We start from the raw sequence: 25,796 nt of genomic DNA on the forward strand, positions 1-25,796 counted from the left end.
TTTCTGCACATAATTTGTGCAGTTTGTGAACGGAGAGCCCAATGAAAATCGGTTGCCCAAAAGAAATCAAACCGCAGGAGTTCCGCGTCGGCATGACCCCGAACGCCGCGCAGGAGGCCGTCGCGCGCGGGCATGAGGTCATCATCGAACGCGGCGCCGGCCTGGGGTCGGGGTTTGACGACGATGCCTATGTTGCCGCCGGTGCCCGTATCGTGGACACCGCCGCCGAGGTCTTCGCCACCGCCGAGATGATCGTCAAGGTCAAGGAGCCCCAGGCGGTCGAGCGCAAGATGCTGCGCGAAGGCCAGGTGCTGTTCACCTATCTGCACCTCGCCCCCGACCCCGAGCAGACCAAGGATCTGCTGGCGTCCGGCTGCACCGCGATCGCCTATGAAACCGTGACCGATGCCAATGGCGGGCTGCCCCTGCTGGCACCGATGTCCGAAGTCGCCGGGCGCCTGGCCCCTCAGGTCGGTGCGTGGACGCTGCAAAAGGCCAATGGCGGGCGCGGCGTGTTGATGGGCGGCGTGCCGGGCGTGGGGCCGGCCAAGGTCGTGGTGATCGGCGGCGGGGTGGTCGGCACTCATGCCGCGCGCATCGCAGCCGGGATGGGCGCCGATGTCACGGTTCTGGACCGTTCGCTGCCGCGGCTGCGCTATCTGGACGATGTGTTCCGCGGCCAGTTCAAGAACCAGTATTCGACCGCCGGCGCCACGGCCGAGCTGATCCGCGATGCCGACATGGTGATCGGCGCGGTGCTGATCCCTGGCGCGGCCGCGCCGAAACTGATCACGCGCGAACAGCTTTCAACGATGAAGCCCGGCGCGGTTCTGGTGGACGTTGCCATCGACCAGGGCGGGTGTTTCGAGACGTCGAAACCCACCACCCATGCCGAGCCGATCTACGAGGTCGACGGGATCATGCACTACTGCGTGGCCAACATGCCGGGCGCGGTCGCCCGGACCTCGACCATCGCTCTGGGCAACGCAACCATGCCCTTCATGCTGGCGCTGGCTGACAAGGGCTGGCGGCAGGCCTGCCAGGACGACCCGCACCTGCTGGCCGGGCTGAATGTCCATGCCGGGCAGTTGACCTACTACGCCGTCGGCAAGGCGCTGGGGATCGACGTGGTCTCCCCGTCGGTTGTGATCAAGGGCTGATCCCGCATCGGCAGAAACAACCGCGCCGCGCGTTTCGCGCGGCGCCACGCCCAACCGGAACAGGGCATTTCCAATGCCCGCCTGACGGGCGGGAGCGCTCAGCCCTCCTTGTGGATCTCCACGGAATGCGGATAGGGGATCGAGATGCCCTTGGCATCGAACGCCTCTTTCACCGCCTTGGTCAGATCGAACTTTACGTCCCAATAGTCGTCGGCGGCACACCACAGGCGCGCGGTCAGATCGACCGAGCTGTCGCCCAGGTTGGTCACCCGCACCCAAGGCTCGGGGTCGGCATGAACGCGGCCGTCTGCTTCTGCGACATCCAGAATGATCCTCATCGCCTCGTCGGCGCTGTCGCCATAGTCGATCCCGAACACCAGGTCCACGCGCCGCGTGTCATGGGCCGAGTAGTTGGTGATGATCGACCCCCAGGCCTGACCGTTGGGCACGATGATCTGAACGTTGTCCGGCGTCACCAGTTCGGTGGTGAACAGGTTCAGATCCTTCACCGTTCCGGCCGTCCCGCCGATATCGACATACTGCCCCAACTTGTAAGGTCGAAACACGACCAGCATCACACCGGCGGCAAGATCGCTGAGCGTACCTTGCAGCGCAAGACCGATCGCCAGCGAGGCGGCGCCCAGAATGGCAACGATGCTGGTTGCCTCGATTCCGAAAATGCCCAGCACGGCGACCAGCACGATGGCCAGGATCACCCATTTGACCGAGCTGGCGGCGAAATTCCCCAGGGTCGGGTCTATCTGCGGGGTCGAATTGATCCGCCGGCGCACAACGCCTGCCACGGCGCCTGCCGCGACCCAGCCCACGATCAGAACAATTGCCGCCTTGATCGCGTTCATGATCACCGGGGCAAAAGCCCCGACCTCGTTCACAACATCCTGCAATTTCGCCTCCTTTCACGCGGGCAATCCCGCGCGGTTCGTACGGGATTTCAACAAAGTCTGGGCGAAACCGGGGCCTGGGTCTAGGAGGGAATTCCCGCCGATTTCCCCCTGCGTGGGCCCACCTGCCTAGCCGGGCAGTTTCCCGGTCAGCACATAACGCAGAATCTCGACCACCTGACGAGGCTCCTCGGCTACCGCCAAGGCGGCGGCATCCACCTCTTTCAGCGCATGCTGATGCTCGGGACCGTGCAACACGATGATCGACTTGCCCAAGGCTGCCGCATAGCCCGCGTCAAAGGCCGCGTTCCACTGCTTGTACTTGCCCCCGAACCGCACCACGACGACATCGGCATCGGCGATCCCCTTTCGGGTTCGGATCGCGTTGACCATCGCGCCTTTGTGGTCGTGCCAGTACTTGTTCGGCTCGGCCCCCAGAATTGCGACCCCGCAATCGTCGCTGGCCGCATGATCGGTCACCGGGCTGTTGAACGTGACATCCAGCCCCTGCGCGCCTTCGATGATCTGTTCGCGCCAATCCGTGTGGATCTCGCCCGACAGGTAGACATTCAAACCCATTGCACCCTCCGCATTTTGCTTCTGGCCCTGCTTACTGTCCAAACCCGCAAAGCCCAATGCGGAAGTTGCCTGCCGATGCGGCGCTGGCGTCACAGTTTGCGGGCCACCAGATAGCGCGAGGGCGGTTTCGCCGGGAAATTCCCGCTTTCGATGATCTCGAACCCGGCCTTTTCAATGGCCGTTTCCAGCGTCTTGATGTCGAATTGGCTGACGAATGGCGCCTTGCCCAAAAGCTGCATGACCGGCAAGAGCAGCTTCAGCAAGCCGAACTTGAACCCCAAACCACCTTGGGCAAGGCACGGCGTTTTCGAGATGAACAGACCGCCGGGTCTCAACACCTCATGAACCCCGGCCAGCGTCGCCTCTAGATCCCGGATCAGGTGCAGCAGATTGAACGCCATCACCACATCATAGGCCCAATTCGGGGGGCGGTTGGCGTCGGCCTCGACAAAGACAACGTTTTCGATCTGCTCCTCTTGCGCCAGCCTGCGGCCCACGGCCAACATGCCCGGAGAGACATCGCTCGCCGTGATCGTATCCGCATGGCCGGACAGCCGCAGCGCGGTGCGCCCGGTTCCGCAGCCCAGTTCCAGCACCTGATCGGTCGGCTTCAGATAGGACACCGTGCGTTGCAACGTGTGCTCATAGGACTCCATGTCCCGGATCGGGGATTTCGCGTATTTCTCGGCGATTCCGTCCCAGAATTTGGCTGTGGCGGTCATGTCGGCTCTCCTTTGAGCGCAAGGTAGTGATACGCGTTTCAAAGGTGAATTGCCGAAATTCGCAGAATCCTTATACATTCATGCATGGATGATCCGCGCAAATTCGACTGGAACCATATCCGCGCCTTTCTGGCCACGGCCGAGACCGGCTCGCTCTCGGCCGCGGCACGACGATTGGACCAGACACAACCGACCCTCAGCCGCCAGATCGCCGCGCTTGAATCCGACCTGGGCGTGATGCTGTTCGAACGGGTCGGCCGATCACTTCAGATCACCACCGCCGGGGTCGAGCTGTTGGAGCACACCCGGACCATGGGCGCAGCTGCAGATCGCATTGCGTTGGCGGCGTCCGGTCAGGCGCAGTTGATCGAGGGACTGGTGCGGATCACGGCAAGCGACGTGATGTCGGCCTATATCCTGCCGGATCTGCTGCGCCAGATCCGCGCGCAGGCCCCGAAACTGCGGATAGACGTGATCGCCGCAAACGACATTCGCGATCTGATGCGGCGCGAGGCGGATATCGCCATCCGCCATGTCCGCCCCGACCAGCCCGACCTGATCGCAAAACGGGTGCAGGAGGCCGACGGGCATTTCTATGCCGCCACCGCCTACCTGAACCGCGCTGGACGCCCCAAGTCCCTGTCGGACCTGTCCCGGCACGCGTTCATCAGTTTCGGCGACACCGCGCAGATGATCGCCTATTTCGAACCGATCGGCCTGCACCTGACGGAAGAGAACTTCCGGCTGGGGTCGCAGAGCGGCATCGTCGCGTGGGAGTATGCCCGGCAGGGCTTTGGCATCGCGCCCATGTCCGAGTCGGTGGGCGATGCCACGCCGGACATGGAGCGCGTCCTTCCCGACATGGAGCCGTTGCGGTTCCCGATCTGGCTGACCACCCATCGCGAGCTGCATACCAGCCGCCGCATCCGTCTGGTCTTTGACCTGCTGGCGGAGTTTTTCGCAAAATGAAACACGCGCGCCATCGGCGCGCGTGTCACTTCGGGTTCAAGCCACCTCAACCGCGCAGAACGCCGCCGGTTGCCTTGGTGACCTTGGCGATGATCTTTTCCGCCACCGCCTCGATGTCTTTTTCCTTCAGCGTCTTCTCGGTCGGCTGAAGCCGGACGGTGATGGCCAGAGATTTCTTGCCCTCGCCCAGGCTGCCGCCGATGAATTCATCGAATACGCGCACCTCTTCGATCAGCGCCTTGTCGGCTCCGGCGGCGGCATTCACCAGCGTCAGCGCCTCGACATCGGCATCGACGACAAAGGCAAAGTCACGCTCGACCGCCTGCAGGTCGCGCAACTCCAGCGCCGAGCGGGTGGTGCCGGATTTGCGCGGCAGCGGCACCTCGTCCGGCCAGATGGTGAAGGCCACGGCCGGGCCCTTGATGTCCAACTGCTGCAGCACGCGCGGATGCAGCTCACCGAACACGCCCAGAACCTTTTTGGGGCCCAGGCAGATCTTGCCGTGACGGCCCGGATGCCACCAGGCGTCGCCATCGCGCAGGATCTGCACCTTGGCCGGGGCGCCGATGGCGGCCAGCACCGCCTCGGCATCGGCCTTGGCGTCGAACACGTCGACCGCGCGGGCGGCGACATGCACATCCTTGGGTCCGGTCCGCCCGACCAGAAGGCCCGCGATCTGGGTGCGTTCCTCGCCGGGTTCCCCGCCGAAAAAGACGGGGCCGACCTCGAACAAGGCCAGATCGGCAAAGCCGCGCGCCTGATTGCGGGCCGCAGCCTGCAGCAGGCCGGGCAGCAGGTCGGGGCGCATGTGACTCATCTCGGACGAGATCGGATTTTCCAGCATCGTCGCGTCATCGCCGCCGCCGAACAGCGCGGCCGAAGCCTGATCGATGAAGGTATAGCTGACGCATTCATTGTACCCCAGCGCCGCGCAGGTGCGCCGCGCCATCGACTGACGCCGCTGGGCCGGCGTCATGACCGGCTTGGGAATACCATCCGTGACACGCGGCAGGGGCTTGCCCTGCAGCTTGGTCAGCGAGGCGATGCGGGCGACCTCCTCGACCAGATCGGCCTCGCCCTGGATGTCGGGGCGCCAACTGGGCACATGGGCCATGTCGCCTTCCAGCCGGAAGCCCAGCCGCGTCAGGGTCTGACGCTGCTCGCTTTCGGGGATGTCCATGCCCACCAGCGACTGCACCCGCGCCGCATCCAGCCGATAGGCGCGCGAATGGTCCGGCGCCTTGCCGGCCTCGACCACCTTCGAAACCTCGCCGCCGCAGATGTCCAGGATCATCTGGGTTGCGTGCTCCAGCCCTTCCAGCGTGTATGCCGGATCGACCCCCCGTTCGAACCGGTACCGCGCGTCCGAGTTGATCTTGAGCGCACGGCCCGCCAGCGCGATCTGGACATGATCCCAGAAGGCGCTTTCCAAGAACACGTTCACCGTGTCCTCGGTACAGCCGGTCTCTTGCCCGCCCATGATGCCCGCGATGGATTCCGGGCCGTTGTCGTCGGAAATCACCATCATGCCGGGCTGCAGCGTGTATTCCTTTTCGTCCAGCGCCACCAGCTTTTCGCCGCCCTTGGCGCGATGCACCCGCAGGTTGCCCTTGACCTTGTCGGCGTCAAAGACGTGCAGCGGGCGGTTGCTGTCGAAGGTCATATAGTTGGTGATGTCCACCAGGGCCGAGATCGGACGCAGACCGATCGCTTTCAGCTGATCCTGCAGCCATTGCGGGCTGGGGCCGTTCTTGACGCCGCGGATCAGGCGGCCGGTGAAATGCGGACAGCCATCCAGCGTGTCGTCGTCGATCGTCACCTTGATCGGGCTTTCGAAATCCCCCGGCACCGGGGCATAGTCGCGCTGCTTCAGCGTGCCCAGACCCCGCGCCGCCAGATCGCGCGCGATGCCCGCAACGCCCAGCGCATCGGGGCGGTTGGGGGTGATGGCGATCTCGATCACCGGGTCGATCTTGGCGGGGTCGTTCTCGGCCAGCCAGTCCACGAACCGCTGGCCCACCTCGCCCGAGGGCAGCTCGATGATGCCGTCATGCTCGTCCGACAGTTCCAGCTCGCGCTCGGACGCCATCATGCCAAAGCTTTCGACGCCGCGGATCTTGCCGACGCTGATGGTTGTGTCGAGGCCGGGGATGTAGGTGCCCGGCTTGCAGACCACGACGGTAATGCCCTCGCGCGCGTTCGGCGCACCGCAGATGATCTGCAACTCGCCTTCGTCAGTGTCCACCTTGCAGACGCGCAGCTTGTCGGCATCGGGGTGTTTCTCGGCATGTTTCACATAGCCCAGGGTGAAATCCTTGAGCTTGTCGGCCGGGTTGATGACCTCTTCGACCTCGAGCCCGAGATCGGTCAGCGCCTCGGCGATCTCATCAACCGAGGCGTCGGTGTCCAAGTGGTCTTTCAGCCAGGAGAGGGTGAATTTCATTGCACGCGGCCTTTTTTGGCAAACATCCAGTCGGCACAGGCAATGGCAAAGAATGGGCCAAGGTGCAAGCCTTGGGCGGGGTGGATGGGCCAACCTGTGCGCTTTGCGCCAAGCCGCGCCATCGCCAGACCGCGGGGTGGCGATCCTCGGGCTACGGTGGGCAATTTATGCCAGCCAAGTCCGTATGACGTTCAAACGGGGTGCCTGCGGAGACAAATCGCCAGCCCGTGCGGGCGGTCTGGCGATGGCGCGGCGGCCTATCGGCCTTGGTTCCGCGCAATTCGTATTATGAGTTTCTGTTGCGATCTCTTATCGAACGACCAAAAGGGGTCACCGATATCAAATCGGTCTCCGAAATTTGCGTCTTTCCCAGATTTTCTTCACGGATTGCCTTCATCAATGCGGCAAGAATTCCATCAAATTCATCGTGGGGAACCTTTGTTTTTGCCGTGATTTTCTGATCGAAAGCCACAAGTTTTTGCATGGTCGTATCTGATGCGACGACTGCAAACTTCATCTTCGCGGTAAAGTAAGCAGCTAGGGCATCGTCGAAGCCTTCACCATCTCGGTTGAAGGCATTAGCCATTTCACAAATGGCTTCTATCATCTCCACATAGATGTCGAAATGTCTCTTCTTGATCTGTTCTCGTCTATCAAACCAAGCCTTCACAAGGTATCCGGCAAACAACAAAACAAGCGCCGAAATAAACGCAATGTTTTGTTGCAGCCAGAAGCTAGGTTCACTCACCGCGACAAGCCACCATGCAGATTGGGCATATCCAGCGCCGCGAACCCGTAGTGGCGCAGCCAGCGCAGGTCACTGTCAAAGAACGCCCGCAGATCCGGAATGCCGTATTTCAGCATCGCCAGACGGTCGATGCCGATGCCGAAGGCAAAGCCCTGATAGACCTCGGGGTCGATCCCGCCGGCGGCGATCACCTTGGGGTGGACCATGCCGGAGCCCAGAATCTCCATCCAGTCGTCGCCCTCGCCGATCTTCAGCTGGCCGCCTTCCCACGAACAGCGGATATCGACCTCGGCCGAGGGTTCGGTGAACGGGAAATGCGAGGCGCGGAAGCGCAGTTCGACGTCGTCGACCTCGAAGAACGCCTTGACGAATTCCTCCAGCACCCATTTCAGGTTCGCCATCGAGATGTCCTTGTCGATGGCCAAGCCTTCGACCTGGTGGAACATCGGCGTGTGGGTCTGGTCATAGTCGGCGCGATAGACGCCGCCCGGGCAGATCACGCGGATCGGCGCGCCCTGTTTCTCCATCGACCGGATCTGCACCGGCGACGTGTGGGTGCGCAGCACATGCGGCGGGCGATTGTCGCCCGGCGCGCGGTGCATGTAGAACGTGTCCATCTCGGCCCGCGCGGGGTGGTGACCGGGGATGTTCAGCGCGTCGAAATTGTACCAGTCGGTTTCGATCCGGGGGCCTTCGGCGACGGAAAAGCCCAGCTCGGCAAAGATCGCGGTCAGTTCCTCGGTCGCCTGGCTGACCGGGTGGATCGAGCCCTGGCGGCGCGGGCGCGCGGGCAGGGTCACGTCCAGCCACTCGGTCCGCAGACGTTCGTCCAGCGCGGCATCGGCCAATGCGGCCTTTTTGGCGGCCAGCGCCGCGTTGATCTCGTCTTTCAGCGCGTTCAGCGCGGGGCCGGCGACCTGGCGTTCCTCGGGCGTCATCTTGCCCAACTCGCGCATCTTCAGCGCCACTTCGCCCTTTTTGCCCACCGCGGCCACGCGGATCGCTTCCAGCGTGCTTTCGTCGCCTGCGTCAGCGATCTGACCCAGGTATTTTGCCTTAAGATCGTCCATGACGGTCCCCTGAATTCTGTTGCTGTCCTGCTATCACAGCAGCGCGCGAAAGCAAGAGGGCCGGGCTGCGCGATCAGGTCGCGCGCAGAACCGCTGCCTGTCGATCACATCGGACCGGGCGGATCGTGGAGCCATAGCCCTGCGGATGGGTCCGCAGGTCAGGGAACAGCGCAAACAGCTCACGCGCGGCCTCCTGCTCCAGCCCCGAGAGCGCCTCCTGCCCCGGAAAGAAGCTCTCGGACACAAGGCCCGAAGTGGTGACCAGCTGATGCCGGTCGAAGAACAGGTGGACATAGCGGACGATGTCGCAGGGCTGCACGGTGACGGTATCGCCGTTGACCAGCGATTTGGCCGGAACCAGAACCTCATCCTCGCCGAACAGAAGCTGGGCCTGCCAGCCGCCGACCAGAATGCGGTGCTGGGGCGAGACCAGAATGTCCGTCGTGGCGCCCAGAACCCCCGCGCGGATGCGCACCGGCGCGAACCGGCCCACGCCGCGCACCGTGCGGCCGCCGATCCAGCGCACCCGGCAGGGGCCGTCATCGACGGTCAGGACCGTGTCGCCCGGCCGCAGCGTCTCGATCCGGCGCGGCCCCTCGGGCGTATCCACCAGGGTTCCGGCCGTGAAACAGGCCGCCCCGGTATCCCCGGGCGACAACGGGCCATATGTCAGCGTGTCGGGATCGGGCTGGTTGAACTGCAGCGTCGTCGTGGTCTGGTTCGGCCCGACCAGCACCGGCAGGTTGACCGAGGTCTCCCCGGCCGCCAGCCCATCGACCGCGACGATGTTCCGCGTGCCGCCGCCGATGTCGTAGAAATCGATCACCTCGCCCGTGGCTGTATTGGTCAGCGCATAGGCCTCGTAATTGTTGGCGCCGCCGCCGTTCGGGTCGGTCAGCAGAATCGGAAAATCATCGGCCGAGATGACATGGACGATCTCGTTGTTGTCGGGGTCCACGGTGACCTGAATGGCGGGATCGTCCAGCGGGATCTCGATCCCGACCTGTCCGTTGGCCTGATAGAAGGACACGGTGAAATCCGCCGGGTCTTCACCTGGGCGCAAGGACACCTCCAGGAACTCGGACACGCCCGAATTCGCGGCATAGGCATTGGAATAGTGCAGCTCACTGATACGCGCCATGAAAGCACCACGACCGGAAAACCTGACCCGAATGTATCGCGCAAACACCACCGCCGAACAAGGCGCGATCCGGGAAAGCGGCTAACAGGCCCTTAATTGCAACAGGTCGCGGTCAGTAGCTGTATTCGGGATAGATCTGCGTCAGATCGCCCTGCCAATCGCCGTGGAAATGCTCGAGCAGTTCGTCGGCCGGCACCTTGCCGGACTGGATGCTTTCCTTCAAAGCGTTCAGGAAATGCGTCTCGTCCGGGACAAGCCCGCCCGCACCCGGCCGCGCCCGCTCCTTCAGGCCGGACTCGGCGATGGCCACCACCTCGCGCGCCAGATCGTGCATGTTGATGCCGCCGACCTGCGCCTGCAGCCCGTCCCGGGCCGCGGCGACGCGCAGCCCTTCGCGGGTTTCGGCGTCCCAGCCCTTGACCAGATCCCATGCGGCATCCAGCGCGGATTGGTCATAGGTCAGCCCTACCCAGAAGGCGGGCAGCGCGCACAGGCGGCGCCACGGGCCGCCGTCGGCCCCGCGCATTTCCATGAATTTCTTGATCCGCGCCTCGGGGAATGCGGTGGTCAGGTGATCGGCCCAATCCGAAAGCGTCGGCGTCTCGCCCGGCAGCGCGGGCAGCTTGCCCTGCAGGAAATCGCGGAACGACATGCCCAGCGCGTCGATATATTTGCCGTCGCGATAGACGAAATACATCGGCACGTCCAAGGCATATTCCACGTAGCGCTCGAACCCGAAGCCGTCCTCGAACACGAAGGGCAGCATGCCGGTGCGCGCGTCATCCAGATGCCGCCAGATGTAGCTGCGCCAGCTTTTGTGGCCATTGGGCTTGCCCTCGAAGAAGGGCGAGTTGGCAAACAGCGCGGTCGCCACCGGTTGCAGGGCCAGCGCCACGCGCAGCTTCTGCACCATGTCCGCCTCGGAGCCGAAATCGATGTTGACCTGCACCGTGCAGGTCCGGCGCATCATGGCGCGGCCCATGTCGCCGACCTTTTCCATGTAGTCGTTCATCAGGACATACCGGCCCTTGGGCATCAGCGGCATGTCCTCGTGCTTCCAGATCGGTGCGGCGCCCAGCCCGATGAAGCCTACGCCGATCTTGTCGGCGATGTCCTTCACGTCGCGCAGATGCGCGTTCACCTCGTCGCAGGTCTCGTGGATGGTCTCCAGTGGCGCGCCTGACAGCTCCAACTGTCCGCCCGGTTCCAGCGAGACGTTGGCCCCGTCCTTTTCCAGCCCGATCAGCTTGCCCGCCTCTTCCACCGGGGTCCAGCCATGCCCGTCGCGCAGCCCCTGCAGCACCGCCAGGATCGAGCGTTCGCCCTCATAGGGCAGCGGCTTCAGCGTGTCCTTGCAATAGCCGAATTTTTCGTGCTCGGTCCCGATGCGCCATTCGCTTTTGGGTTTGCAGCCATCGGCCAGGTATTCGGCCAGTTGTTCGTGGCGTTCGATCGGCCCGCCGCCGGACTGAGGAATGGACATGAACCGTGCTCCGATCCTGATGTGTCGAGTCGTGGGGGTCAGTGGTGGTCGCAATCTCCCCCGGTGTCAATGCACCGTCAGTTCAACCGGATGTGTGCCGGGCGCGAGGGATGGCGTTCCCAGATGACCACCGGATGCGACGCCCCGGACCTCAGTTCCGACAGCATCCGCTCGGTCCGCAGCCCCGGCAGGGCCGAGAACACGTCGAACAGCGCCTCGGCGCCCTCGGCATTCACGGGAATGTGAAGCGGCGGCTGGCCGGGCTGCTGCAGCACCCAATGCGCGGGGCTGGCGGTGGGGTCCAGCGTCAGGCTCTCGATTTCGCGGGTGGCGACGATGCCGCCTTCCAGCGGCCCCAGATAGGCAATCTGCCCTTCATCCACCGACACCACGCCCGGCCCGCCCGCGCCCAGCCGGAACCGCGCGCGCTGTACGCCGATCACGGCCAGCGCGGCCGAAACCACCACAAGCACCCAGCCCAGCCAGCCCAGCAACCCGCCCGGACCGCCGATCCAGCTGAGACCAAGGAGCAGAACGAAGCCTGCGGCCAGCACCTCGCGCCAGCGCCACAGGGCCAGTTTGGCTTCGGGTCGGATGAAACTCAAGACGCGGCCTCCATCTGATTGCCGAACAGGACCAGTGAAAAGGTCCCGGCGGGGGCAAACCCAATCGCAACATAAGCACGCGCGGCGGATTTTGAAGCCGCAAACAGAACGGCCTTGCGCACTCCGGCGGGTTTGCGTGGCCGCGCCGGACGCCACATCAGGACCAGTCCCCCAGCGCCTGTTGCCACAGGGTCATCGCGGCCACCGCCGCCGTATCGGCCCGCAGGATGCGCGGCCCCAGACTGACTACATGGGTAAACGGCAGATCCTTCAGCCGCTGGCGCTCGGCATCGGAGAACCCGCCCTCGGGGCCGATCAGGATGGCCCACGCCCGGCCCTTGTGCTGTTCGGCCAGGCGCAGGGCCGACCCGGCCTCGGCCTCGTCGCAGAACATCAATTGGCGGCCATCGGGCCAGTTGTCCAACAGCTTGTCCAGCCGCTGCAGGTCGCAGACCTCGGGCACGAAGGTGCCGCCGCACTGCTCGGCCGCCTCGACCGCATGGGCCTGCAGCCGGTCCTGGCGGATGCGTTCGGAATTGGTGAAGGCGGTCTGCACCGGCATGATCTTCGCGGCCCCCATCTCGGCCGCCTTTTCGACGATGAAATCGGTCCGCGCCTTCTTGATCGGGGCAAACAGCAGCCACAGGTCCGGCGGCAGTTGCAGTGGCCGGGTCTGTTCAAAACAGCTCAGAACACCGCCCCGTTTGCCCGCCTCGGCCACCTGCGCCAGCCACTCGCCATCGCGGCCGTTGAACAGGGCCACCCGCCCGCCCACGGCCAGACGCATCACGCCGAACAGGTAATGGGCCTGCTCGCGCGTCAAAGGAACCGATTGCCCCGCACCCAAAGGGTGATCTACATACAGCCTGATCTTCGCACTCATGAGACCCTACATATGCAAGGCAATGCCCCAACACCAGACGCTCAGGTCGCCGACGCCGTCACCGGCAACTGGGTGGATACCCGCGCCCCGGCCTTTGCCCGCCCCTATCTGCGTCTGTCACGCGCGGACCGGCCGATCGGGACGTGGCTGCTGCTGATTCCGTGCTGGTGGGGCCTGGCTCTGGCGATCCTGCATGACGGTCAGCCGCGGTGGGGCGATCTGTGGGTTGCCGTGGGGTGCGCGGCCGGGGCCTTTTTGATGCGTGGCGCGGGCTGCACCTGGAATGACATCACCGACCGCAAGTTCGACGCGCAGGTCGCCCGCACGCGCTCGCGGCCCATCCCCTCGGGTCAGGTCAGCGTGCGGCAGGCGGTGATCTGGATGGGCATCCAGTGCCTTCTGGCGCTGGCGATCCTGCTGACCTTCAACCAGGCGGCCATCGCGATGGGCGTCTTGTCGCTGCTGCCGGTGACGATCTATCCCTATGCCAAGCGGTTCACCTGGTGGCCGCAGGTATTTCTGGGGCTGGCCTTCAACTGGGGCGCCCTGCTGGCCTGGGCGGCGCATCGCGGCACGGTCGAATGGCCCGCGATTCTGCTGTACCTGTCCGGCATCGCCTGGACGCTGTTCTACGACACGATCTATGCCCACCAGGACGCCGAGGATGACGAGTTGATCGGCATCAAGTCCACCGCGCGTCTGTTCGGGACCGACACCGCGAAATGGCTGAAGTACTTTCTGGTGGCGACCGTGGCGCTGATGGGGCTGGCCATCATCGAGGCCGCCCTGCCCGATGCAAGTTTCCTGACACTGGTCGTGGCCATCGGCGGGCCCTGGGCGATGGGGTGGCACATGGCGTGGCAACTGCGCGGGCTGGACATCGAAGACAACGCGAAACTGTTGCAGCTGTTTCGCGCCAACCGGGATACCGGCCTGATTCCGCTCATCTTCCTCTGTGTCGCATTGCTGCTGTGATTGCACCGCTGTACCGCAGCCTGTAAAACCCGACCTCAATCGCCCGAGGAGATCGAAGCCCGTCCATGCGCCTGCCCTATTTCCTGACATCAGCCGTGGTCTTTGCCCTGTCGGCCGCCCTCTGCCTGCTGGCCGCCAGTTTCGCCGTGACCCGGGTCGAGGAGGATTCGGAACTGGCCGTGCGCAGGGCGCTGAGCCTGCAAGGTCACGAATGGGCCGAGGTCGAGGCCGACGGGCTGCGCGTCGTTCTGACCGGCACGGCACCCGACGAGGCCACCCGTTTTGCCGCCCTGACCGCCGCCGGATCCGAGGTGGACACCTCGCGCGTCATCGACGAGATGGACGTGGCGCCCACCGCCGACCTTGCGCCGCCGCGCTTCTCGGCCGAGATCCTGCGCAACGACAGCGGCATTTCGGTGATCGGCCTGATCCCGGCCAGCGTCGACCGGGACGCTTTGATGCAGCGGCTGCAAAGGCTGGACACAAGCGTTTCAGTATCGGACCTGATGGAAACCGCCGATTACCCCAAACCGAAAGGCTGGGATGCCGCCATCGACTATGCCGTGCTGGCCTTGTCCAGGCTGCCGCGGGCCAAGATCTCGGCCAGTCCCGAACTGGTCAAGATCACGGCCATTGCCAACAGCCGGAAAGAAAAGGAAGCGCTCGAACAAGAGCTGACCCGCGCCGCGCCGCCCGGCTTGCGCATCGGGCTGGCGATCTCGGCCCCGCGTCCGGTGATCACCCCGTTTACCCTGCGCTATCTGATCACGGACGGGGGCGGGCGGTTCGACGCCTGTTCGGCGCAGGATGAACAGGCCCGCGATGCCATCATCGCCGCCGCGCAACAGGCCGGGCTGACCGGGCCCTATTCCTGCACGATCGGGCTGGGCGTGCCGTCGCCCCGCTGGGCCACCGCCGCCGCGCTGAGCATCAAGGCGCTGGCCGAAATCGGGCGCGGCTCGGTGACGCTGTCGGATGCCGACATCTCGTTGATTGCAGAACCCGGCACCGATCCGGCCCTGTTCGACAGGGTCGTGGGCGAATTGGAAAACGCCCTGCCCGAGGTTTTCGCCCTGCACGCGGTGCTGCCGAAACCCGAAACCGACAAGCAGGACGGCCCGGTCGAATTCACCGCGACGCGCAGCCCGGAAGGCTTGGTGCAGCTGCGCGGGCGCCTTGGCGACGAACTGCAGCGCGAGATGATCGACAGCTACGCCCGCGCCGCATTCGGATCCGACGTGGTTCATACCGCCGCGCGCGTGGTCGACGGGCTGCCCCAGACCTGGGCCGTACGTGTCCTTGCCGGGCTTGAAGCCCTGTCATGGCTGAACAATGGCGTTCTGACCGTGACGCCGGATAAGGTGGCGATTTCCGGCATGAGCCACGATGAGACCACGCGGGCCCAGGTCGCCGGCCTTCTGTCCGAAAAACTGGGCGAAGGGCAGGATTTCGATCTGTCGATCACCTATGAGCCCGCCCCCGAGCCCGAAGACGCCCTGCCCGACCCCGAGGACTGCATCGCCCGCATCGTCCAGGTCCAGTCCGAGCGCAAGATCACGTTCGAGCCGGGTTCGGCCGCGGTCTCGGCCGATTCACGCGACAGCCTGAACCGGATCGCCGACATCCTGCGCGAATGCGGACCGATCCGGATGGAAATCCAAGGCCACACCGACAGCCAGGGCCGCGAGGAAATGAACCAGTCGCTCAGCCAGGCGCGCGCGCAGTCCATTCTGAACGAACTGCGTGCCCGTCGGGTTCCGACCTCGAGCTTTTCGGCCGTGGGGTACGGCGAAACCCAGCCGATCGCCGACAACGGAACCGAAGAAGGCCGCGAAGAAAACCGCCGGATCGAGTTTCACCTGATCCGGCCCGAACCGGTCGCCCCCGAGGAAACCGGGCTCGAGGCGCTGGAAACTCCGGCCGAGGCGGAAGCGACCGGGCAAGCGCAGGACAACGCACAAGAAAACGTGTCCGACACGGACGCAGGGGACCAGTAAGTTGAACAGAACCGAATTCATCATCGCCACCGCCCTGATCCTGTTCGCAGCCTTCTGCATGGGCTGGTTCGCGAACTGGCTGGTGCATCGTCTGACCCGGGTCCGGCAAAGCGACGTGGCCGATCTGGACCGCATGAGTCAGGAGTTGCACGAGGCCGAAGAGGCGCGCGATCAGGCCATCACCTATCTGCAGCAGCGCGAGGCGGAACTGACCAACCAGCTGACCCAGACCGAGGCCGAGCTGGCCGCGGCCATGGACGGGCTGCGCGCCGCCCGGCAAGAGGCCGAGGAATTGCGCGGCCGGATCAACAACGCCGACTGAGCGCCTACCAGCGCGACAGCGCGTCCTCGTCCTCGTCCTTGGCGGCAACCCATTCGGCACCGGACGCGGTGATTTCCTTTTTCCAGAACGGGGCGCGGGATTTCAGGTAATCCATCAGGTATTCCGCGGCCTCGAACGCATCCTTGCGGTGCGGGGCTGCCGTCGCGACCATCATGATCCGGTCACCCGGGGCCAGCCGCCCATGGCGATGGATCACCAGCACGTCGCCCAGCGACCACCGGGTTTTGGCTTCCTCGGCGATCTTGGCGATGGCGCGTTCGGTCATGCCGGGATAATGCTCGATCTCCATGCAGGCCAGATCGGTCTGCGCCAAATCGCGCACGACGCCGGTAAAGGTGACGATGGCACCATTGGCCGTGTCACCCGCGGCAAAGGCATTGGCCTCGGCCCCCAGATCGAACGGCTCTTGCTGGACGGAAATCCGCATCGTCCTACCCGCCGGTCATAGGCGGGAAAAAGGCCACTTCGCCGACGCCGGCCAGGGGCGCGTCGAAATCCGACAGTTCCTGATCCAGCGCGACCCGCAGGGCCGACAGGTCGGCAAAGGCCGCCGCATAGCGGTCTTCGCGGGCGCTGAGTTCCGCCACCAGATCGGAGACCGTGGCCGCGGTGGTTTCCACCTTTTCCTTCGGCACGCCGATCCGCTCGCGGACCCAGGCGAAATACAGAACATCCATGTATCAGCCCTCCTTCAGATGGGGCATCGCTTTACGTAGGTAGTCGTAGCCGGTGATCAATGTCAGCGTCGCCGCGACCCACAGCAGCCACAACCCGATGCGGCCCGACCAGAACATTCCATCCAGCTTCCATTGCAGGCCCGCGATGTCTTCGACCTGGCCCGACAGGATCCGGTCGATCAGATCGGTATCCATGCCGAAGGTGGACATGACGAAATAGTGCTCGAAAATGCCCTGCGAAAACAGCACGGCAATCGCCACCATCTGCGCGGTCGTCTTCCATTTGGCCAGCTTGGTGACCTTGAGCGTTCCGGCCACGTCGCCCAGATACTCGCGCAGGCCCGAGACGAAGACCTCGCGGAACAGGATCACGGTGGCGGGCAGCACCAGCCAGGGCGTCCAGTGCTCGGTCGAATAGCCGACCAGGATCATCAGCGCGATCACCACCATCGCCTTGTCGGCGATCGGGTCCAGCATCGCGCCCATCTTGGTTTCCTGCTTCCACGCGCGCGCCAGATAGCCGTCGAACCAATCGGTTATGGCCGCCGACAAGAACAGGATCAGCGCGAACCAATCCGCGTAGGGCCGTGTGAAATACAGAAACATCACCGCCAGGCCGGGCGCGGCCAGTAGGCGCAGCAAAGTCAGAATATTCGGCAGGTTCCACTTCATGCGCCGGACCCTACAACCATGGCCGGGAACAGAAAAGACGGCACGACAAAAAACTGCCAAGAACACAGGTGTTTGGACCACGACAGGTCAGACCGTCACAGGCGGAGGATCGATGACCGTTTCCCCCTTGGCGCGGCGCGAAGAACGGGTCAGGTTGCGCGGGTATCGGCACACCAGGAAAGATCCGCCCCGTGACCTCACATATCAGAACCGATGCGCGCGCCAACCTGATCGGCAGCGCCTGGATGATCGCGGCCATGGCCGGGTTCGCCCTGGAGGACGCGCTGTTGAAAAGTGCCGCCAAGGTGCTGCCCATCTGGCAGGTTCTGGTGCTGTTCGGGCTGGGCGGCGCGCTGATTTTCGCCGGGGTCGCGTTGCTGCGGGGGCGGCGGTTGCTGCACCCCGATGTCCTGTCGAAGCCGATGAAGATCCGGGTGCTTTTCGAAGTCTTCGGGCGCCTGTTCTATGTGCTGGCCATCGCCCTGACGCCGCTGTCCTCGGCCACGGTGATCCTGCAGGCCACGCCGCTGGTCGTGGTGGCGGGTGCCGCGCTGTTCTTCGGGGAAACCGTCGGCTGGCGGCGCTGGAGTGCCATTCTGGTCGGACTGATCGGAGTGGTGATCATCATCCAGCCGACCGGAGACAGTTTCTCGGCCCTGTCCATTCTTGCGGTGCTGGGAATGCTGGGCTTTGCCGGCCGCGATCTGGCCAGCCGCGCGGCACCGGCCACGCTGGGTACCACCGTTCTTGGGTTCTACGGTTTTCTGTCAATTGTCGTCGCCGGTGGTCTGTACCGGGCGTTCGAAGGCGCCGCCGCGGTGCCCGTGGACGCCCAAACCGCCCTGCACCTGACCGGAGCCGTGGTGATGGGCGCGGTGGCCTATGCCTCGCTGATGCTGGCCATGCGGACGGGCGAAGTGTCGGCCGTGACCCCGTTTCGCTATACCCGCCTTCTGTTCGGCATCGGACTGGGCGTGCTGATCTTCGACGAGCATCTGGACCAGACCATGTGGCTGGGCAGCGCGCTGATCGTGGCCTCGGGGCTGTACATCCTGTGGCGCGGGCGCCAGCGGCCTCAGCCCTTTTCGTGAAAGAAATCATAGACTTTCTGCGCCAGACCGGCCGAGATCCCGTCCACCGCCTTCAGATCCGCCAGATTGGCGCGGCTGACCGCCTTGGCGCTGCCGAAATGTGCCAGCAGGGCGCGTTTGCGGGCCGCGCCCACGCCGGGGATTTCATCCAGCGGCGTCGCCCCCATCGCCTTGGCGCGTTTGGCGCGGTGGGTGCCGATGGCAAAGCGGTGCGCCTCGTCCCGTAGCCGCTGTATGAAATACAGCACCGGGTCGTTGCGTTTCAGGGCAAAGGGGCGCTGGCCGATGCGGTGGAACTCTTCCTTGCCGTGGTCGCGATCGACGCCCTTGGCGACACCGACCATGGGGATGTCCTCGACCCCGTGTGCCTGCATGATCTCGTGCACGGCGCTCACCTGCCCCGCACCCCCGTCGATCAGCAACAGGTCGGGCCACAGGCCCTTGTCGCGGTCGGGGTCCTCTTTCAGCAGGCGGGTGAAGCGGCGGGTCAGCACCTCTTTCATCATGCCGAAATCGTCGCCCGGCGTCAGGTCATCGCCGCGGATGTTGAACTTGCGATAGGCATTCTTCATGAACCCCTCGGGTCCGGCCACGATCATCGCGCCCACCGCGTTGGTGCCCTGGATATGCGAGTTGTCATAGACCTCGATCCGGTTCGGCGGCGCGTCCAGATCGAACGCCTCGGCCAGGCCGCGCAGCAGCTTGGCCTGCGTCGCGCTTTCCGACATGCGCCGTGCCAGCGCCTCGCGCGCGTTGCGCAGCGCGCCCGAAACCAGTTCGAGCTTTTCGCCCCGCTGCGGAACAAGAATTTCAACCTTTCGCCCGGCCTTTTCCGACAGGGCCTGCTGCATCAGGTCGGCGTTCTCGATCCCGTCCGACAGGATCAGTTGGCGCGGCGGTTCCTTGTTGTCGTAGAACTGGCCCAGAAAGGCCTCCATCACCTCGGTCGGCGAGACGTCGGGGCCGACCCGCGGATAGAAATCGCGGTTGCCCCAGTTCTGGTTGGCGCGGATGAAGAACACCTGAACGCAGGCCTGCCCGCTGTCCATATAGAGGCCGATCACATCCGCCTCGGCCACCCCGCGCGGGTTGATACCCTGTGCCGTCTGCACCTGCGTCAGCGCGCGGATCCGGTCGCGCAGGGCCGCGGCACGCTCGAACTCCATCGCGTCCGAGGCTTCCTGCATCTGCGCGGCCAGTTCCTCCTGGATCCGGGTCGAGCGGCCGGACAGGAACCGCTCGGCATCGCGCACGCTTTCGGCATAGTCAGCCTGCGAAATCATGCCCACGCACGGCCCCGAGCAGCGCTTGATCTGGTAGAGCAGGCAGGGCCGGGTGCGACTGTCGAACATCGAATCCGAACAGTTGCGCAGCAGAAACGCCTTCTGCAGCTGGTTCAGCGTGCGGTTCACCCCGCCCGCACTGGCGAAGGGGCCGAAATAGGCGCCCTTTTCCTTCTTGGCACCGCGATGCTTCTTGATCTGCGGAAACGGGTGATCCTTGGCCACCAGAATGTTGGGAAAGCTTTTGTCGTCGCGCAGCAGCACGTTGTACTTGGGCTTGAGCTGCTTGATGAGGTTCTGCTCCAGCAGCAGCGCCTCGGTCTCGGTCCGCGTGGTCAGGAACATCATCGAGGCGGTCGAGGCGATCATCCGCTCGATCCGGGGCGAATGGCCCGGGCGGGTATAGTTCGACACCCGCGCCCGCAGATTGCGCGCCTTGCCGACATACAGAACCCGGCTGTCCGCATCCAACATCCGGTACACGCCAGGCGAATTGTCCAGCGTCTTGACGTAGCGCTGAATACAGGCATAGCCCGTGTGCCCAGGCCGGGAGTGAGGAACGCTGTCCGAGGTCATGGAAGTCAGATACGATTCTCAGCCCTCGGCTGCAATCTTGTGCGCCCCAGATCAAGGGAAAACAAATCCACGATTCCTGTGGATAACTGTGCGGACAAGTTTCCCTGAATTGGAATTCTTCCTTGATTCCTTGCGTTTTTGCCGCTTTGCACAAAAAATAAGCAGAACGTCAAGCCTTTGTTTTTCATAGATATTTTTTTATCCACCGTACAAGTGCATGAAAAAAAAGACATTTTTGTAACGGGCATGTAACACGATCGCGAGCGGTGCAAAACTTGCACCGGCTTCACCTATTCAACGCCCAGAACGTCCGGTGTCTGCCAGCCCAGATGCTGCCCGCCATCGACGCACAGCAGCTGCCCCGTGACCGCATGCGCATCCAGAAAATAGCCCAGCGCGGCGGTGATGTCCGACGGGTTTGCCCCCCGTTCCAGAATGGTGTTCCTGCGCTGCGCCTGAAAATGTTCGGGGCTTTGGCGATGGCCCTGCAAGGTCGGCCCCGGCCCGATCGCATTGACGCGGATCGCTGGGGTCAACGCCTGCGCTGCGGTGCGGGTCAGGGCCCACAACCCCATCTTGGCGATGGTATAGGACATGAATTCGGGCGTCAGCTTGCGCACCCGCATGTCTATCATGTTGACGACCAGACCAGTCGCCACCGGCTCGCCGCTGCCATCGATTTCGGGCTCGAGACCCTGCCGCGCCATGGCCTGTGTCAGCACGAAAGGGGCGCGCAGGTTGCTTTCCATGTGCCGGTCCCAGCTTTGGCGCGTCGCGGTATGGATGTTGTCGTATTCAAAGATCGAGGCGTTGTTGATCAGGCAGGTGATCGGCCCGCCCAGCGCCTCGGCCGCGCGGGGCAACAGGGCCTCGACCTGGGATTCCTCCAGCAGATCGGCCTGCAGCGCCGCCGCCTTGCGGCCCAGGGATTCGATCCGGGACGCGGTCTCGGACGCCGCCTCTTGCGAGGTCGCGTAATGCACGGCCACATCCATGCCGCGCTGCGCAAGATAAAGCGCCATCGCCCGCCCCAGGCGGGCCCCCGCACCGGTCACCAATGCTCGGGTCATGCGCAGCCTCCCCTGGTCAGATCACGCCAGCAGCGCCACCACATAGGCTGCGTAGAGAAACGTCAAGACAAAGCCCCAAATGCGGGTGATGTCGCGTTTGAAGAACACGAAGGGAACCAGCAGAAGCGACGCCGCCAGCATGACCCACAGGTCGAAACGCAGGAATTCGGGATCGACAGGGATGCGCCCGAACAGCGTGGCGATACCGACGATGGCCAGCAGGTTGAACATGTTCGACCCAATCACGTTGCCCAGCGCAACATCCGCCTGCCGTCGCAACGCCGCCATCACCGTAGTCGCCAGTTCCGGCAACGAGGTGCCGACGGCCACCAATGTCAGACCGATCACGGTCTCGCTGACGCCATAGGTGCGGGCAATGATCGTGGCGTTGTCCACCAGCAGATGCGCCCCCATCGGCAGGCCGACCAACCCCAGGATCAGGAACATCGCCACCTTCCAATAGGGCATGTCCGGGTCGGCCTCTTCCAGAAGCTCAATCTCTTCCTGCGCGGTGCAGGCGTTGCGGTGGGCCCGCGCCTCGCGGAAGGCGTTCAGCAGGATCAGGGCCAGCCCCGCCAGCAGGATCGCGCCGCTGAACAGGGTGAAGACCCCGCAAAAGGCCAGCCCGATGAACAGCACCGTGGCCAGGATCATGTAGATGAAGTTCCTGCGCGTGTCGCATTCGCTGCTGTGGATCGTCGCCAACAGGGCCGGCAACCCCAGGACCAGCAGGATATTGGCCGTGTTCGACCCCACGACATTGCCGAGCGCGATGCCGGGCGCGTGTTCCTGAACCGCCTTGATCGCGATCAGCAATTCGGGCGCCGAGGTACCGAACGCCACGATCGTGAGGCTGACGATTAGTGCCGGAACGCCCAGCCGCAGGCTGAGGTTCACCGCGCCGCGCACCAACGCGTCGCCCGCCAGCAAAAGGATCAACAGACCAAGGCCAGAAAGCAGCCAAGCCGTCATCCACGGCCTCCTTTTTCACAGGCACACGGGCCTTTTCCAATGCGAAACCGCCCGCAGCGCGGGCATTTGGCCGAGCTCAGACGTCTCTGACCGGGAAAGCGCAGCTTGCCGAACATCGCCAGCACGCCCATCGCGATCAGGAAAAGAGTGACGGCCTTGATGATCATGTCACATGCCGAAACGCGCGAAGGCCGCGCGCTCCTCGAGCATTGCCAGCGCGTCCTGGGCCACCTCGGCCCCGAACCGCGACCAGATCGGCCTGCGCAGGCCATAGCGGCGGAACCGGACCTTGTCGCCGAACAGCTCCTGCATCTTGGGTTTCAAATGCGCGATACCGTCGATCAGGCCCAGATCCTGCGCGCGCCGCGCCAGCCAGACTTCGCCGGTGAACAGATCGGCCGTTTCGTCCAGCCGGTCGCCCCGGCGGGCTTTGACATGCGCGATGAAGTTGTGATGGATATCCTCCAGCAGCCCCTTCAGCCGCGCGACATCCTCGGGCTTTTCCGGGGCAAAAGGGTCCAGCATGGATTTCGACTGCCCCGCCGTATGCACGCGCCGCTCGATGCCCTGACGCGCGATGAAGACATGCGCACCGAACCCCGAGGAAATCACTCCGATCGACCCCAGAACCGAGTTGTCGTCGGCCCAGATCCGGTCCGCCGAGGCCGCCAGCCAATAGCCGCCCGAGGCCGCCACGTCCTCGACGAAGGCATGCACGGGCACGTTCAACTCGTCGGCGAGCCTGCGGATCCGCGCGCCGATCAGCGAGCTTTGCACCGGAGAGCCGCCGGGCGAATTGATCTCGAGCGCGACCGCGGCGGGCTTGCCCTTGCGGAACGCTTTTTCAAGAACCGGCGCCAGCGCGGTATCGCTCATCGAGGCGCGACCGGCCATGCCGATGGCGCCCGACAGACGGACCACGGCAACGACGGGGTGCTTTTTCAGAAACGGCAGGCTGAGTTTCATGGGTGCCGATGTAGAGTGCACCCAACCCGTAAACAAGGGACCGGAACCGGCGGAAACGCGACGTGACTGAAATTCGCGGCCGTGATCGGCAAAAATGCAACGCTAGCTGCGGATGCGCCACCCGGTTTTGAAGATCCAGCCGATTACCGCAAGGCAGATGCCGGTAAAGGCAAGGATCGCCAGCAGACTAAGCAGGATGGGCACGTCAGACAGCCCGTAGAACGACCAGCGAAAGCCTGAAATCAAATAGACCACCGGGTTGAACAACGAGATCGTCTGCCACACCGGCGGCAGCATCGAGATCGAGTAGAACGTGCCGCCCAGAAAGATCAGCGGCGTCACCACCAGCTGCGGCACCAGCGACATCTGCTCGAAATTGCTGGCCCAGATCCCGATGATGAAGCCCAGCAGGGAAAAGCTGAGGCAGGACAGGATCAGGAAGGCGGCCATGGCAAAGGGGTGTTCGATGCGGATATCCACGAAGAAGGTCGCCGTGACCAGGATCACCAATCCCACGAACAGCGCCTTGGTCGCCGCCGCGCCGACATAGCCGATCACGATCTCGATGAAATTCACCGGGGCCGAGAGCAGTTCGTAGATCGTGCCAAGGAACTTGGGAAAATAGATGCCGAAGGACGCGTTCGAGATCGACAGCATCACCACCGACAGCATGATCAGCCCCGGCACGATGAAGGCGCCGTAGGACACGCCCTCGACCTGCTGGATACGGCTTCCGATGGCGGTGCCGAACACCACGAAATACAGCGAGGTCGACAGCACCGGAGACAGAAAACTCTGCGCGAGCGTACGGAAGAACCGGGCCATTTCGAACCGGTAGATGGCGGCGATGGCGGTCCAGTTCATGCGGCGTCTCCAGACACGAGCGTGACGAAAATCTCCTCGAGGCTCGATTGCCGGGTCTGCACGTCGCGCAGGATCAGCCCGGCCTCGGCCACGTCGTTCAGCAGGGTGGTGATGCCGGTGCGTTCGGCATTGGTGTCATAGGTATAGATCAGCGCATCCCCCTGCCCGTTCAGAACCAGGTTGTGATGGGCCAGGCTGTCGGGAATGGACGGAATCGTGCAGGTCAGCATGACCTCGATCTGCTTCTTGCCCATCTGCGCCATCAGGGTCTTCTTGTCCTGCACCAGCAGCAGCTCTCCCTTGTCGATCACGCCCACGCGGTCGGCGATGGCCTCGGCCTCTTCGATGTAGTGGGTGGTCAGGATGATGGTGACGCCGGCGGCCTTCAACTCGTCGACGATGGCCCACATGTCCTTGCGCAGCTCGACATCCACGCCGGCGGTGGGTTCATCCAGGAACAGCACCCGCGGCTCGTGCGCCAGCGCCTTGGCGATCAGCACCCGCCGCTTCATGCCGCCCGACAATTCCTTGATCGCGTTCTTGCGCTTGTCCCACAGCGACAGCTTGCGCAGGATCTCCTCGATCCGGGCGCTGTCATGGCCCAGGCCGAACAACCCGCGTGAAAAGCGCACGGTGTTCCAGACCTTCTCGAACGGCTCCAGCGCGATTTCCTGCGGCACCAGGCCGATCATCCGCCGCGCGGCCCGGAAATCGGCCTGAATGTCGTGCCCGCCCACGGTGACGGTGCCCGAGGTCGGCGTGGTGATCCCGCAGATGGTCGAGATCAGCGTGGTCTTGCCGGCGCCGTTGGGCCCCAGAAGAGCCAGTATCTCGCCCTGCCGGATGTCCAGCGACACGCCTTTGAGCGCCTCGAACCCATCGTCGTAGGTTTTTCGCAGATCCTTGATCGAAAGAATGGTTGTCATGCGTTCTTCCAGTTCCGGCGCAGACCCTAGCGCGCCGATCCCGCCCGGAACAGGCCAAATCCGCACAAGGGCATGCGCATCCGTGCAGACCTAGTCGCGCCCGGTCAGGCGGCCCAGCCACCCTTTCTTTTCGGGTTCCGCCTCGGGGTCGGCGCCCTCGTCGGGTTGGGCGGGGCCTTCGAAATGCTCCTGCAGGTTGGCAAAGAATTGGTCGGCCATCTTCTTGGCAAAGCCGTCGATCAGGCGGCTGCCCAGTTGCGCCAGCTTGCCGCCGACCTTGGCCTCGACGTCATAGGACAGCACGGTCCCGCCGCTGTCACTGGGCGCGAAGGTCACGGTGGCGCCGCCCTTGGCAAAACCCGCGGCCCCGCCCTTGCCTTCCCCCGCGATGGTCAGGCGCTGACCCTCGACCATGTCCGACATGGTCACCGTCCCCTTGAACGTCGCCTTCACTGGGCCGACCTTCTGCACCACGGTGGCCTCGTACCCGTCGGACGGATTGCCGGTGACCTCTTGCGCGCCGGGCACGCAGGCCTTCAGGACCTCGGGGTCCAGCAGGGCCGCATAGACATCCGCAGGTGCCGCCTGAATCTCGCGCGTGTCACTCATCTGCATGGGTGCGCCCCTTTCCTGCTTGGCATGGTTCCCAAAAGACCTAGCCCCGAAAGACGGTACCTTG

26 protein-coding genes are annotated in these 25,796 nt (G+C 64.1%); 6 read left to right on the forward strand and 20 right to left on the reverse strand.

Going from position 1 to position 25,796, the window contains the following annotated elements; genetic code table 11:
* Positions 1 to 41: 41 nt before the first annotated feature.
* Positions 42 to 1,160: an alanine dehydrogenase gene (ald, locus tag F3H26_RS11835; RefSeq protein ID WP_149776256.1), complete on the forward strand. Its 1,119-nt coding sequence runs from the start codon at positions 42 to 44 to the stop codon at positions 1,158 to 1,160.
* 98 nt (positions 1,161 to 1,258) lie between these two features.
* Here the strand turns inward: ald and F3H26_RS11840 are convergent, their stop codons facing one another.
* The 3 genes from F3H26_RS11840 to F3H26_RS11850 form a co-directional block, all read right to left on the reverse strand.
* Complete coding sequence (locus F3H26_RS11840; protein WP_149776257.1) at positions 1,259 to 2,065, reverse strand: mechanosensitive ion channel family protein; 807 nt, start codon at positions 2,063 to 2,065, stop codon at positions 1,259 to 1,261.
* 126 nt (positions 2,066 to 2,191) lie between these two features.
* Positions 2,192 to 2,641, reverse strand: a complete 450-nt coding sequence (locus tag F3H26_RS11845) for a YtoQ family protein (protein ID WP_149776258.1) — start codon at positions 2,639 to 2,641, stop codon at positions 2,192 to 2,194.
* A gap of 89 nt (positions 2,642 to 2,730) precedes the next feature.
* Positions 2,731 to 3,363 (reverse strand): class I SAM-dependent methyltransferase, encoded by a 633-nt coding sequence (locus tag F3H26_RS11850; RefSeq protein WP_149776259.1) that lies wholly within the window; start codon positions 3,361 to 3,363, stop codon positions 2,731 to 2,733.
* 84 nt (positions 3,364 to 3,447) lie between these two features.
* On the opposite strand from F3H26_RS11850, the gene F3H26_RS11855 reads away from it, so the two are divergent.
* Positions 3,448 to 4,332 carry a LysR family transcriptional regulator gene (locus tag F3H26_RS11855; RefSeq protein WP_149776260.1) on the forward strand — a complete coding sequence of 295 codons (885 nt, stop codon included), beginning with the start codon at positions 3,448 to 3,450 and terminating at the stop codon, positions 4,330 to 4,332.
* 46 nt (positions 4,333 to 4,378) lie between these two features.
* Here the strand turns inward: F3H26_RS11855 and pheT are convergent, their stop codons facing one another.
* The 7 genes from pheT to F3H26_RS11895 all read right to left on the reverse strand — a co-directional run bounded on the left by pheT (position 4,379) and on the right by F3H26_RS11895 (position 12,705).
* Complete coding sequence (gene pheT, locus F3H26_RS11860; protein WP_149776261.1) at positions 4,379 to 6,775, reverse strand: phenylalanine--tRNA ligase subunit beta; 2,397 nt, start codon at positions 6,773 to 6,775, stop codon at positions 4,379 to 4,381.
* 286 nt (positions 6,776 to 7,061) lie between these two features.
* A complete protein-coding gene (locus tag F3H26_RS11865; RefSeq protein ID WP_149776262.1) occupies positions 7,062 to 7,523 on the reverse strand; it encodes a hypothetical protein in 462 nt (153 codons plus the stop codon).
* Entirely contained in the window at positions 7,520 to 8,593 is a 1,074-nt protein-coding gene (gene pheS, locus F3H26_RS11870; RefSeq protein WP_149776263.1) for a phenylalanine--tRNA ligase subunit alpha, read from the reverse strand. The genes F3H26_RS11865 and pheS overlap by 4 nt, the downstream gene beginning before the upstream one ends.
* Positions 8,594 to 8,666: 73 nt before the next feature.
* Entirely contained in the window at positions 8,667 to 9,734 is a 1,068-nt protein-coding gene (locus tag F3H26_RS11875; protein WP_149776264.1) for a Hint domain-containing protein, read from the reverse strand.
* Positions 9,735 to 9,846: 112 nt separating this feature from the next.
* Complete coding sequence (locus F3H26_RS11880; protein ID WP_149776265.1) at positions 9,847 to 11,217, reverse strand: glutamate--cysteine ligase; 1,371 nt, start codon at positions 11,215 to 11,217, stop codon at positions 9,847 to 9,849.
* 77 nt (positions 11,218 to 11,294) lie between these two features.
* Positions 11,295 to 11,822 (reverse strand): hypothetical protein, encoded by a 528-nt coding sequence (locus F3H26_RS11885; protein WP_149776266.1) that lies wholly within the window; start codon positions 11,820 to 11,822, stop codon positions 11,295 to 11,297.
* Between the two features lie 157 nt (positions 11,823 to 11,979).
* Positions 11,980 to 12,705: a 16S rRNA (uracil(1498)-N(3))-methyltransferase gene (locus tag F3H26_RS11895; protein ID WP_149776267.1), complete on the reverse strand. Its 726-nt coding sequence runs from the start codon at positions 12,703 to 12,705 to the stop codon at positions 11,980 to 11,982.
* A gap of 12 nt (positions 12,706 to 12,717) precedes the next feature.
* On the opposite strand from F3H26_RS11895, the gene ubiA reads away from it, so the two are divergent.
* The 3 genes from ubiA to F3H26_RS11910 all read left to right on the forward strand — a co-directional run bounded on the left by ubiA (position 12,718) and on the right by F3H26_RS11910 (position 15,999).
* Entirely contained in the window at positions 12,718 to 13,680 is a 963-nt protein-coding gene (gene ubiA / locus F3H26_RS11900) for a 4-hydroxybenzoate octaprenyltransferase (protein ID WP_149776268.1), read from the forward strand.
* 65 nt (positions 13,681 to 13,745) lie between these two features.
* Positions 13,746 to 15,677, forward strand: a complete 1,932-nt coding sequence (locus F3H26_RS11905; protein WP_149776269.1) for an OmpA family protein — start codon at positions 13,746 to 13,748, stop codon at positions 15,675 to 15,677.
* Between the two features lies 1 nt (position 15,678).
* The gene (locus F3H26_RS11910; protein ID WP_149776270.1) at positions 15,679 to 15,999 is read left to right on the forward strand and encodes a hypothetical protein; all 321 of its coding nucleotides are present in this window, start codon (positions 15,679 to 15,681) and stop codon (positions 15,997 to 15,999) included.
* 4 nt (positions 16,000 to 16,003) lie between these two features.
* Here the strand turns inward: F3H26_RS11910 and F3H26_RS11915 are convergent, their stop codons facing one another.
* From F3H26_RS11915 to pgsA, 3 genes are read right to left on the reverse strand one after another with little or no spacing between them, the layout of a single operon-like run.
* The gene (locus F3H26_RS11915; RefSeq protein WP_149776271.1) at positions 16,004 to 16,447 is read right to left on the reverse strand and encodes a molybdenum cofactor biosynthesis protein MoaE; all 444 of its coding nucleotides are present in this window, start codon (positions 16,445 to 16,447) and stop codon (positions 16,004 to 16,006) included.
* A 4-nt stretch (positions 16,448 to 16,451) separates the two neighbouring features.
* The gene (gene moaD, locus F3H26_RS11920) at positions 16,452 to 16,697 is read right to left on the reverse strand and encodes a molybdopterin converting factor subunit 1 (protein ID WP_149776272.1); all 246 of its coding nucleotides are present in this window, start codon (positions 16,695 to 16,697) and stop codon (positions 16,452 to 16,454) included.
* Between the two features lie 3 nt (positions 16,698 to 16,700).
* Entirely contained in the window at positions 16,701 to 17,369 is a 669-nt protein-coding gene (pgsA, locus tag F3H26_RS11925; RefSeq protein ID WP_149776273.1) for a CDP-diacylglycerol--glycerol-3-phosphate 3-phosphatidyltransferase, read from the reverse strand.
* Positions 17,370 to 17,560: 191 nt separating this feature from the next.
* On the opposite strand from pgsA, the gene F3H26_RS11930 reads away from it, so the two are divergent.
* Complete coding sequence (locus tag F3H26_RS11930) at positions 17,561 to 18,460, forward strand: DMT family transporter (RefSeq protein ID WP_149776274.1); 900 nt, start codon at positions 17,561 to 17,563, stop codon at positions 18,458 to 18,460.
* On the opposite strand, the gene uvrC is transcribed toward F3H26_RS11930, so the two are convergent.
* The 7 genes from uvrC to F3H26_RS11965 form a co-directional block, all read right to left on the reverse strand.
* Positions 18,445 to 20,319, reverse strand: a complete 1,875-nt coding sequence (gene uvrC / locus F3H26_RS11935) for an excinuclease ABC subunit UvrC (RefSeq protein ID WP_149776275.1) — start codon at positions 20,317 to 20,319, stop codon at positions 18,445 to 18,447. The two genes, F3H26_RS11930 and uvrC, sit on opposite strands and share 16 nt — an antisense overlap.
* 290 nt (positions 20,320 to 20,609) lie before the next feature.
* Complete coding sequence (locus tag F3H26_RS11940; RefSeq protein ID WP_149776276.1) at positions 20,610 to 21,389, reverse strand: SDR family oxidoreductase; 780 nt, start codon at positions 21,387 to 21,389, stop codon at positions 20,610 to 20,612.
* 21 nt (positions 21,390 to 21,410) lie between these two features.
* Entirely contained in the window at positions 21,411 to 22,361 is a 951-nt protein-coding gene (locus F3H26_RS11945) for a calcium/sodium antiporter (RefSeq protein WP_149776277.1), read from the reverse strand.
* A gap of 168 nt (positions 22,362 to 22,529) precedes the next feature.
* Positions 22,530 to 23,327: a S49 family peptidase gene (locus F3H26_RS11950; RefSeq protein ID WP_149776278.1), complete on the reverse strand. Its 798-nt coding sequence runs from the start codon at positions 23,325 to 23,327 to the stop codon at positions 22,530 to 22,532.
* 102 nt (positions 23,328 to 23,429) lie between these two features.
* Complete coding sequence (locus F3H26_RS11955; protein WP_149776279.1) at positions 23,430 to 24,191, reverse strand: ABC transporter permease; 762 nt, start codon at positions 24,189 to 24,191, stop codon at positions 23,430 to 23,432.
* Positions 24,188 to 25,117 carry an ABC transporter ATP-binding protein gene (locus tag F3H26_RS11960; protein WP_149776280.1) on the reverse strand — a complete coding sequence of 310 codons (930 nt, stop codon included), beginning with the start codon at positions 25,115 to 25,117 and terminating at the stop codon, positions 24,188 to 24,190. Before F3H26_RS11960 ends, F3H26_RS11955 begins: the two co-directional genes overlap by 4 nt.
* 90 nt (positions 25,118 to 25,207) lie before the next feature.
* Positions 25,208 to 25,732 (reverse strand): CoxG family protein, encoded by a 525-nt coding sequence (locus F3H26_RS11965; RefSeq protein ID WP_149776281.1) that lies wholly within the window; start codon positions 25,730 to 25,732, stop codon positions 25,208 to 25,210.
* Positions 25,733 to 25,796: the final 64 nt, after the last annotated feature.

The organism is Ruegeria intermedia, assembly GCF_900129345.1.
GTDB classification, from domain to species: domain Bacteria; phylum Pseudomonadota; class Alphaproteobacteria; order Rhodobacterales; family Rhodobacteraceae; genus Ruegeria; species Ruegeria intermedia.

Excerpts from the sequence above, each read along its gene's own strand:
- moaD (WP_149776272.1), bottom strand. The coding sequence starts at position 16,697 with ATGGATGTTCTGTATTTCGCCTGGGTCCGCGAGCGGATCGGCGTGCCG.
- F3H26_RS11905 (WP_149776269.1), top strand. The coding sequence starts at position 13,746 with ATGCGCCTGCCCTATTTCCTGACATCAGCCGTGGTCTTTGCCCTGTCG.
- pheS (WP_149776263.1), bottom strand. The coding sequence starts at position 8,593 with ATGGACGATCTTAAGGCAAAATACCTGGGTCAGATCGCTGACGCAGGC.
- ald (WP_149776256.1), top strand. The coding sequence starts at position 42 with ATGAAAATCGGTTGCCCAAAAGAAATCAAACCGCAGGAGTTCCGCGTC.
- F3H26_RS11875 (WP_149776264.1), bottom strand. The coding sequence starts at position 9,734 with ATGGCGCGTATCAGTGAGCTGCACTATTCCAATGCCTATGCCGCGAAT.
- F3H26_RS11940 (WP_149776276.1), bottom strand. The coding sequence starts at position 21,389 with ATGACCCGAGCATTGGTGACCGGTGCGGGGGCCCGCCTGGGGCGGGCG.
- ubiA (WP_149776268.1), top strand. The coding sequence starts at position 12,718 with ATGCAAGGCAATGCCCCAACACCAGACGCTCAGGTCGCCGACGCCGTC.
- F3H26_RS11850 (WP_149776259.1), bottom strand. The coding sequence starts at position 3,363 with ATGACCGCCACAGCCAAATTCTGGGACGGAATCGCCGAGAAATACGCG.
- uvrC (WP_149776275.1), bottom strand. The coding sequence starts at position 20,319 with ATGACCTCGGACAGCGTTCCTCACTCCCGGCCTGGGCACACGGGCTAT.
- F3H26_RS11945 (WP_149776277.1), bottom strand. The coding sequence starts at position 22,361 with ATGACGGCTTGGCTGCTTTCTGGCCTTGGTCTGTTGATCCTTTTGCTG.
- F3H26_RS11915 (WP_149776271.1), bottom strand. The coding sequence starts at position 16,447 with ATGCGGATTTCCGTCCAGCAAGAGCCGTTCGATCTGGGGGCCGAGGCC.
- F3H26_RS11955 (WP_149776279.1), bottom strand. The coding sequence starts at position 24,191 with ATGAACTGGACCGCCATCGCCGCCATCTACCGGTTCGAAATGGCCCGG.
- pgsA (WP_149776273.1), bottom strand. The coding sequence starts at position 17,369 with ATGAAGTGGAACCTGCCGAATATTCTGACTTTGCTGCGCCTACTGGCC.
- F3H26_RS11950 (WP_149776278.1), bottom strand. The coding sequence starts at position 23,327 with ATGAAACTCAGCCTGCCGTTTCTGAAAAAGCACCCCGTCGTTGCCGTG.
- F3H26_RS11965 (WP_149776281.1), bottom strand. The coding sequence starts at position 25,732 with ATGCAGATGAGTGACACGCGCGAGATTCAGGCGGCACCTGCGGATGTC.
- pheT (WP_149776261.1), bottom strand. The coding sequence starts at position 6,775 with ATGAAATTCACCCTCTCCTGGCTGAAAGACCACTTGGACACCGACGCC.
- F3H26_RS11960 (WP_149776280.1), bottom strand. The coding sequence starts at position 25,117 with ATGACAACCATTCTTTCGATCAAGGATCTGCGAAAAACCTACGACGAT.
- F3H26_RS11880 (WP_149776265.1), bottom strand. The coding sequence starts at position 11,217 with ATGTCCATTCCTCAGTCCGGCGGCGGGCCGATCGAACGCCACGAACAA.
- F3H26_RS11895 (WP_149776267.1), bottom strand. The coding sequence starts at position 12,705 with ATGAGTGCGAAGATCAGGCTGTATGTAGATCACCCTTTGGGTGCGGGG.
- F3H26_RS11855 (WP_149776260.1), top strand. The coding sequence starts at position 3,448 with ATGGATGATCCGCGCAAATTCGACTGGAACCATATCCGCGCCTTTCTG.
- F3H26_RS11845 (WP_149776258.1), bottom strand. The coding sequence starts at position 2,641 with ATGGGTTTGAATGTCTACCTGTCGGGCGAGATCCACACGGATTGGCGC.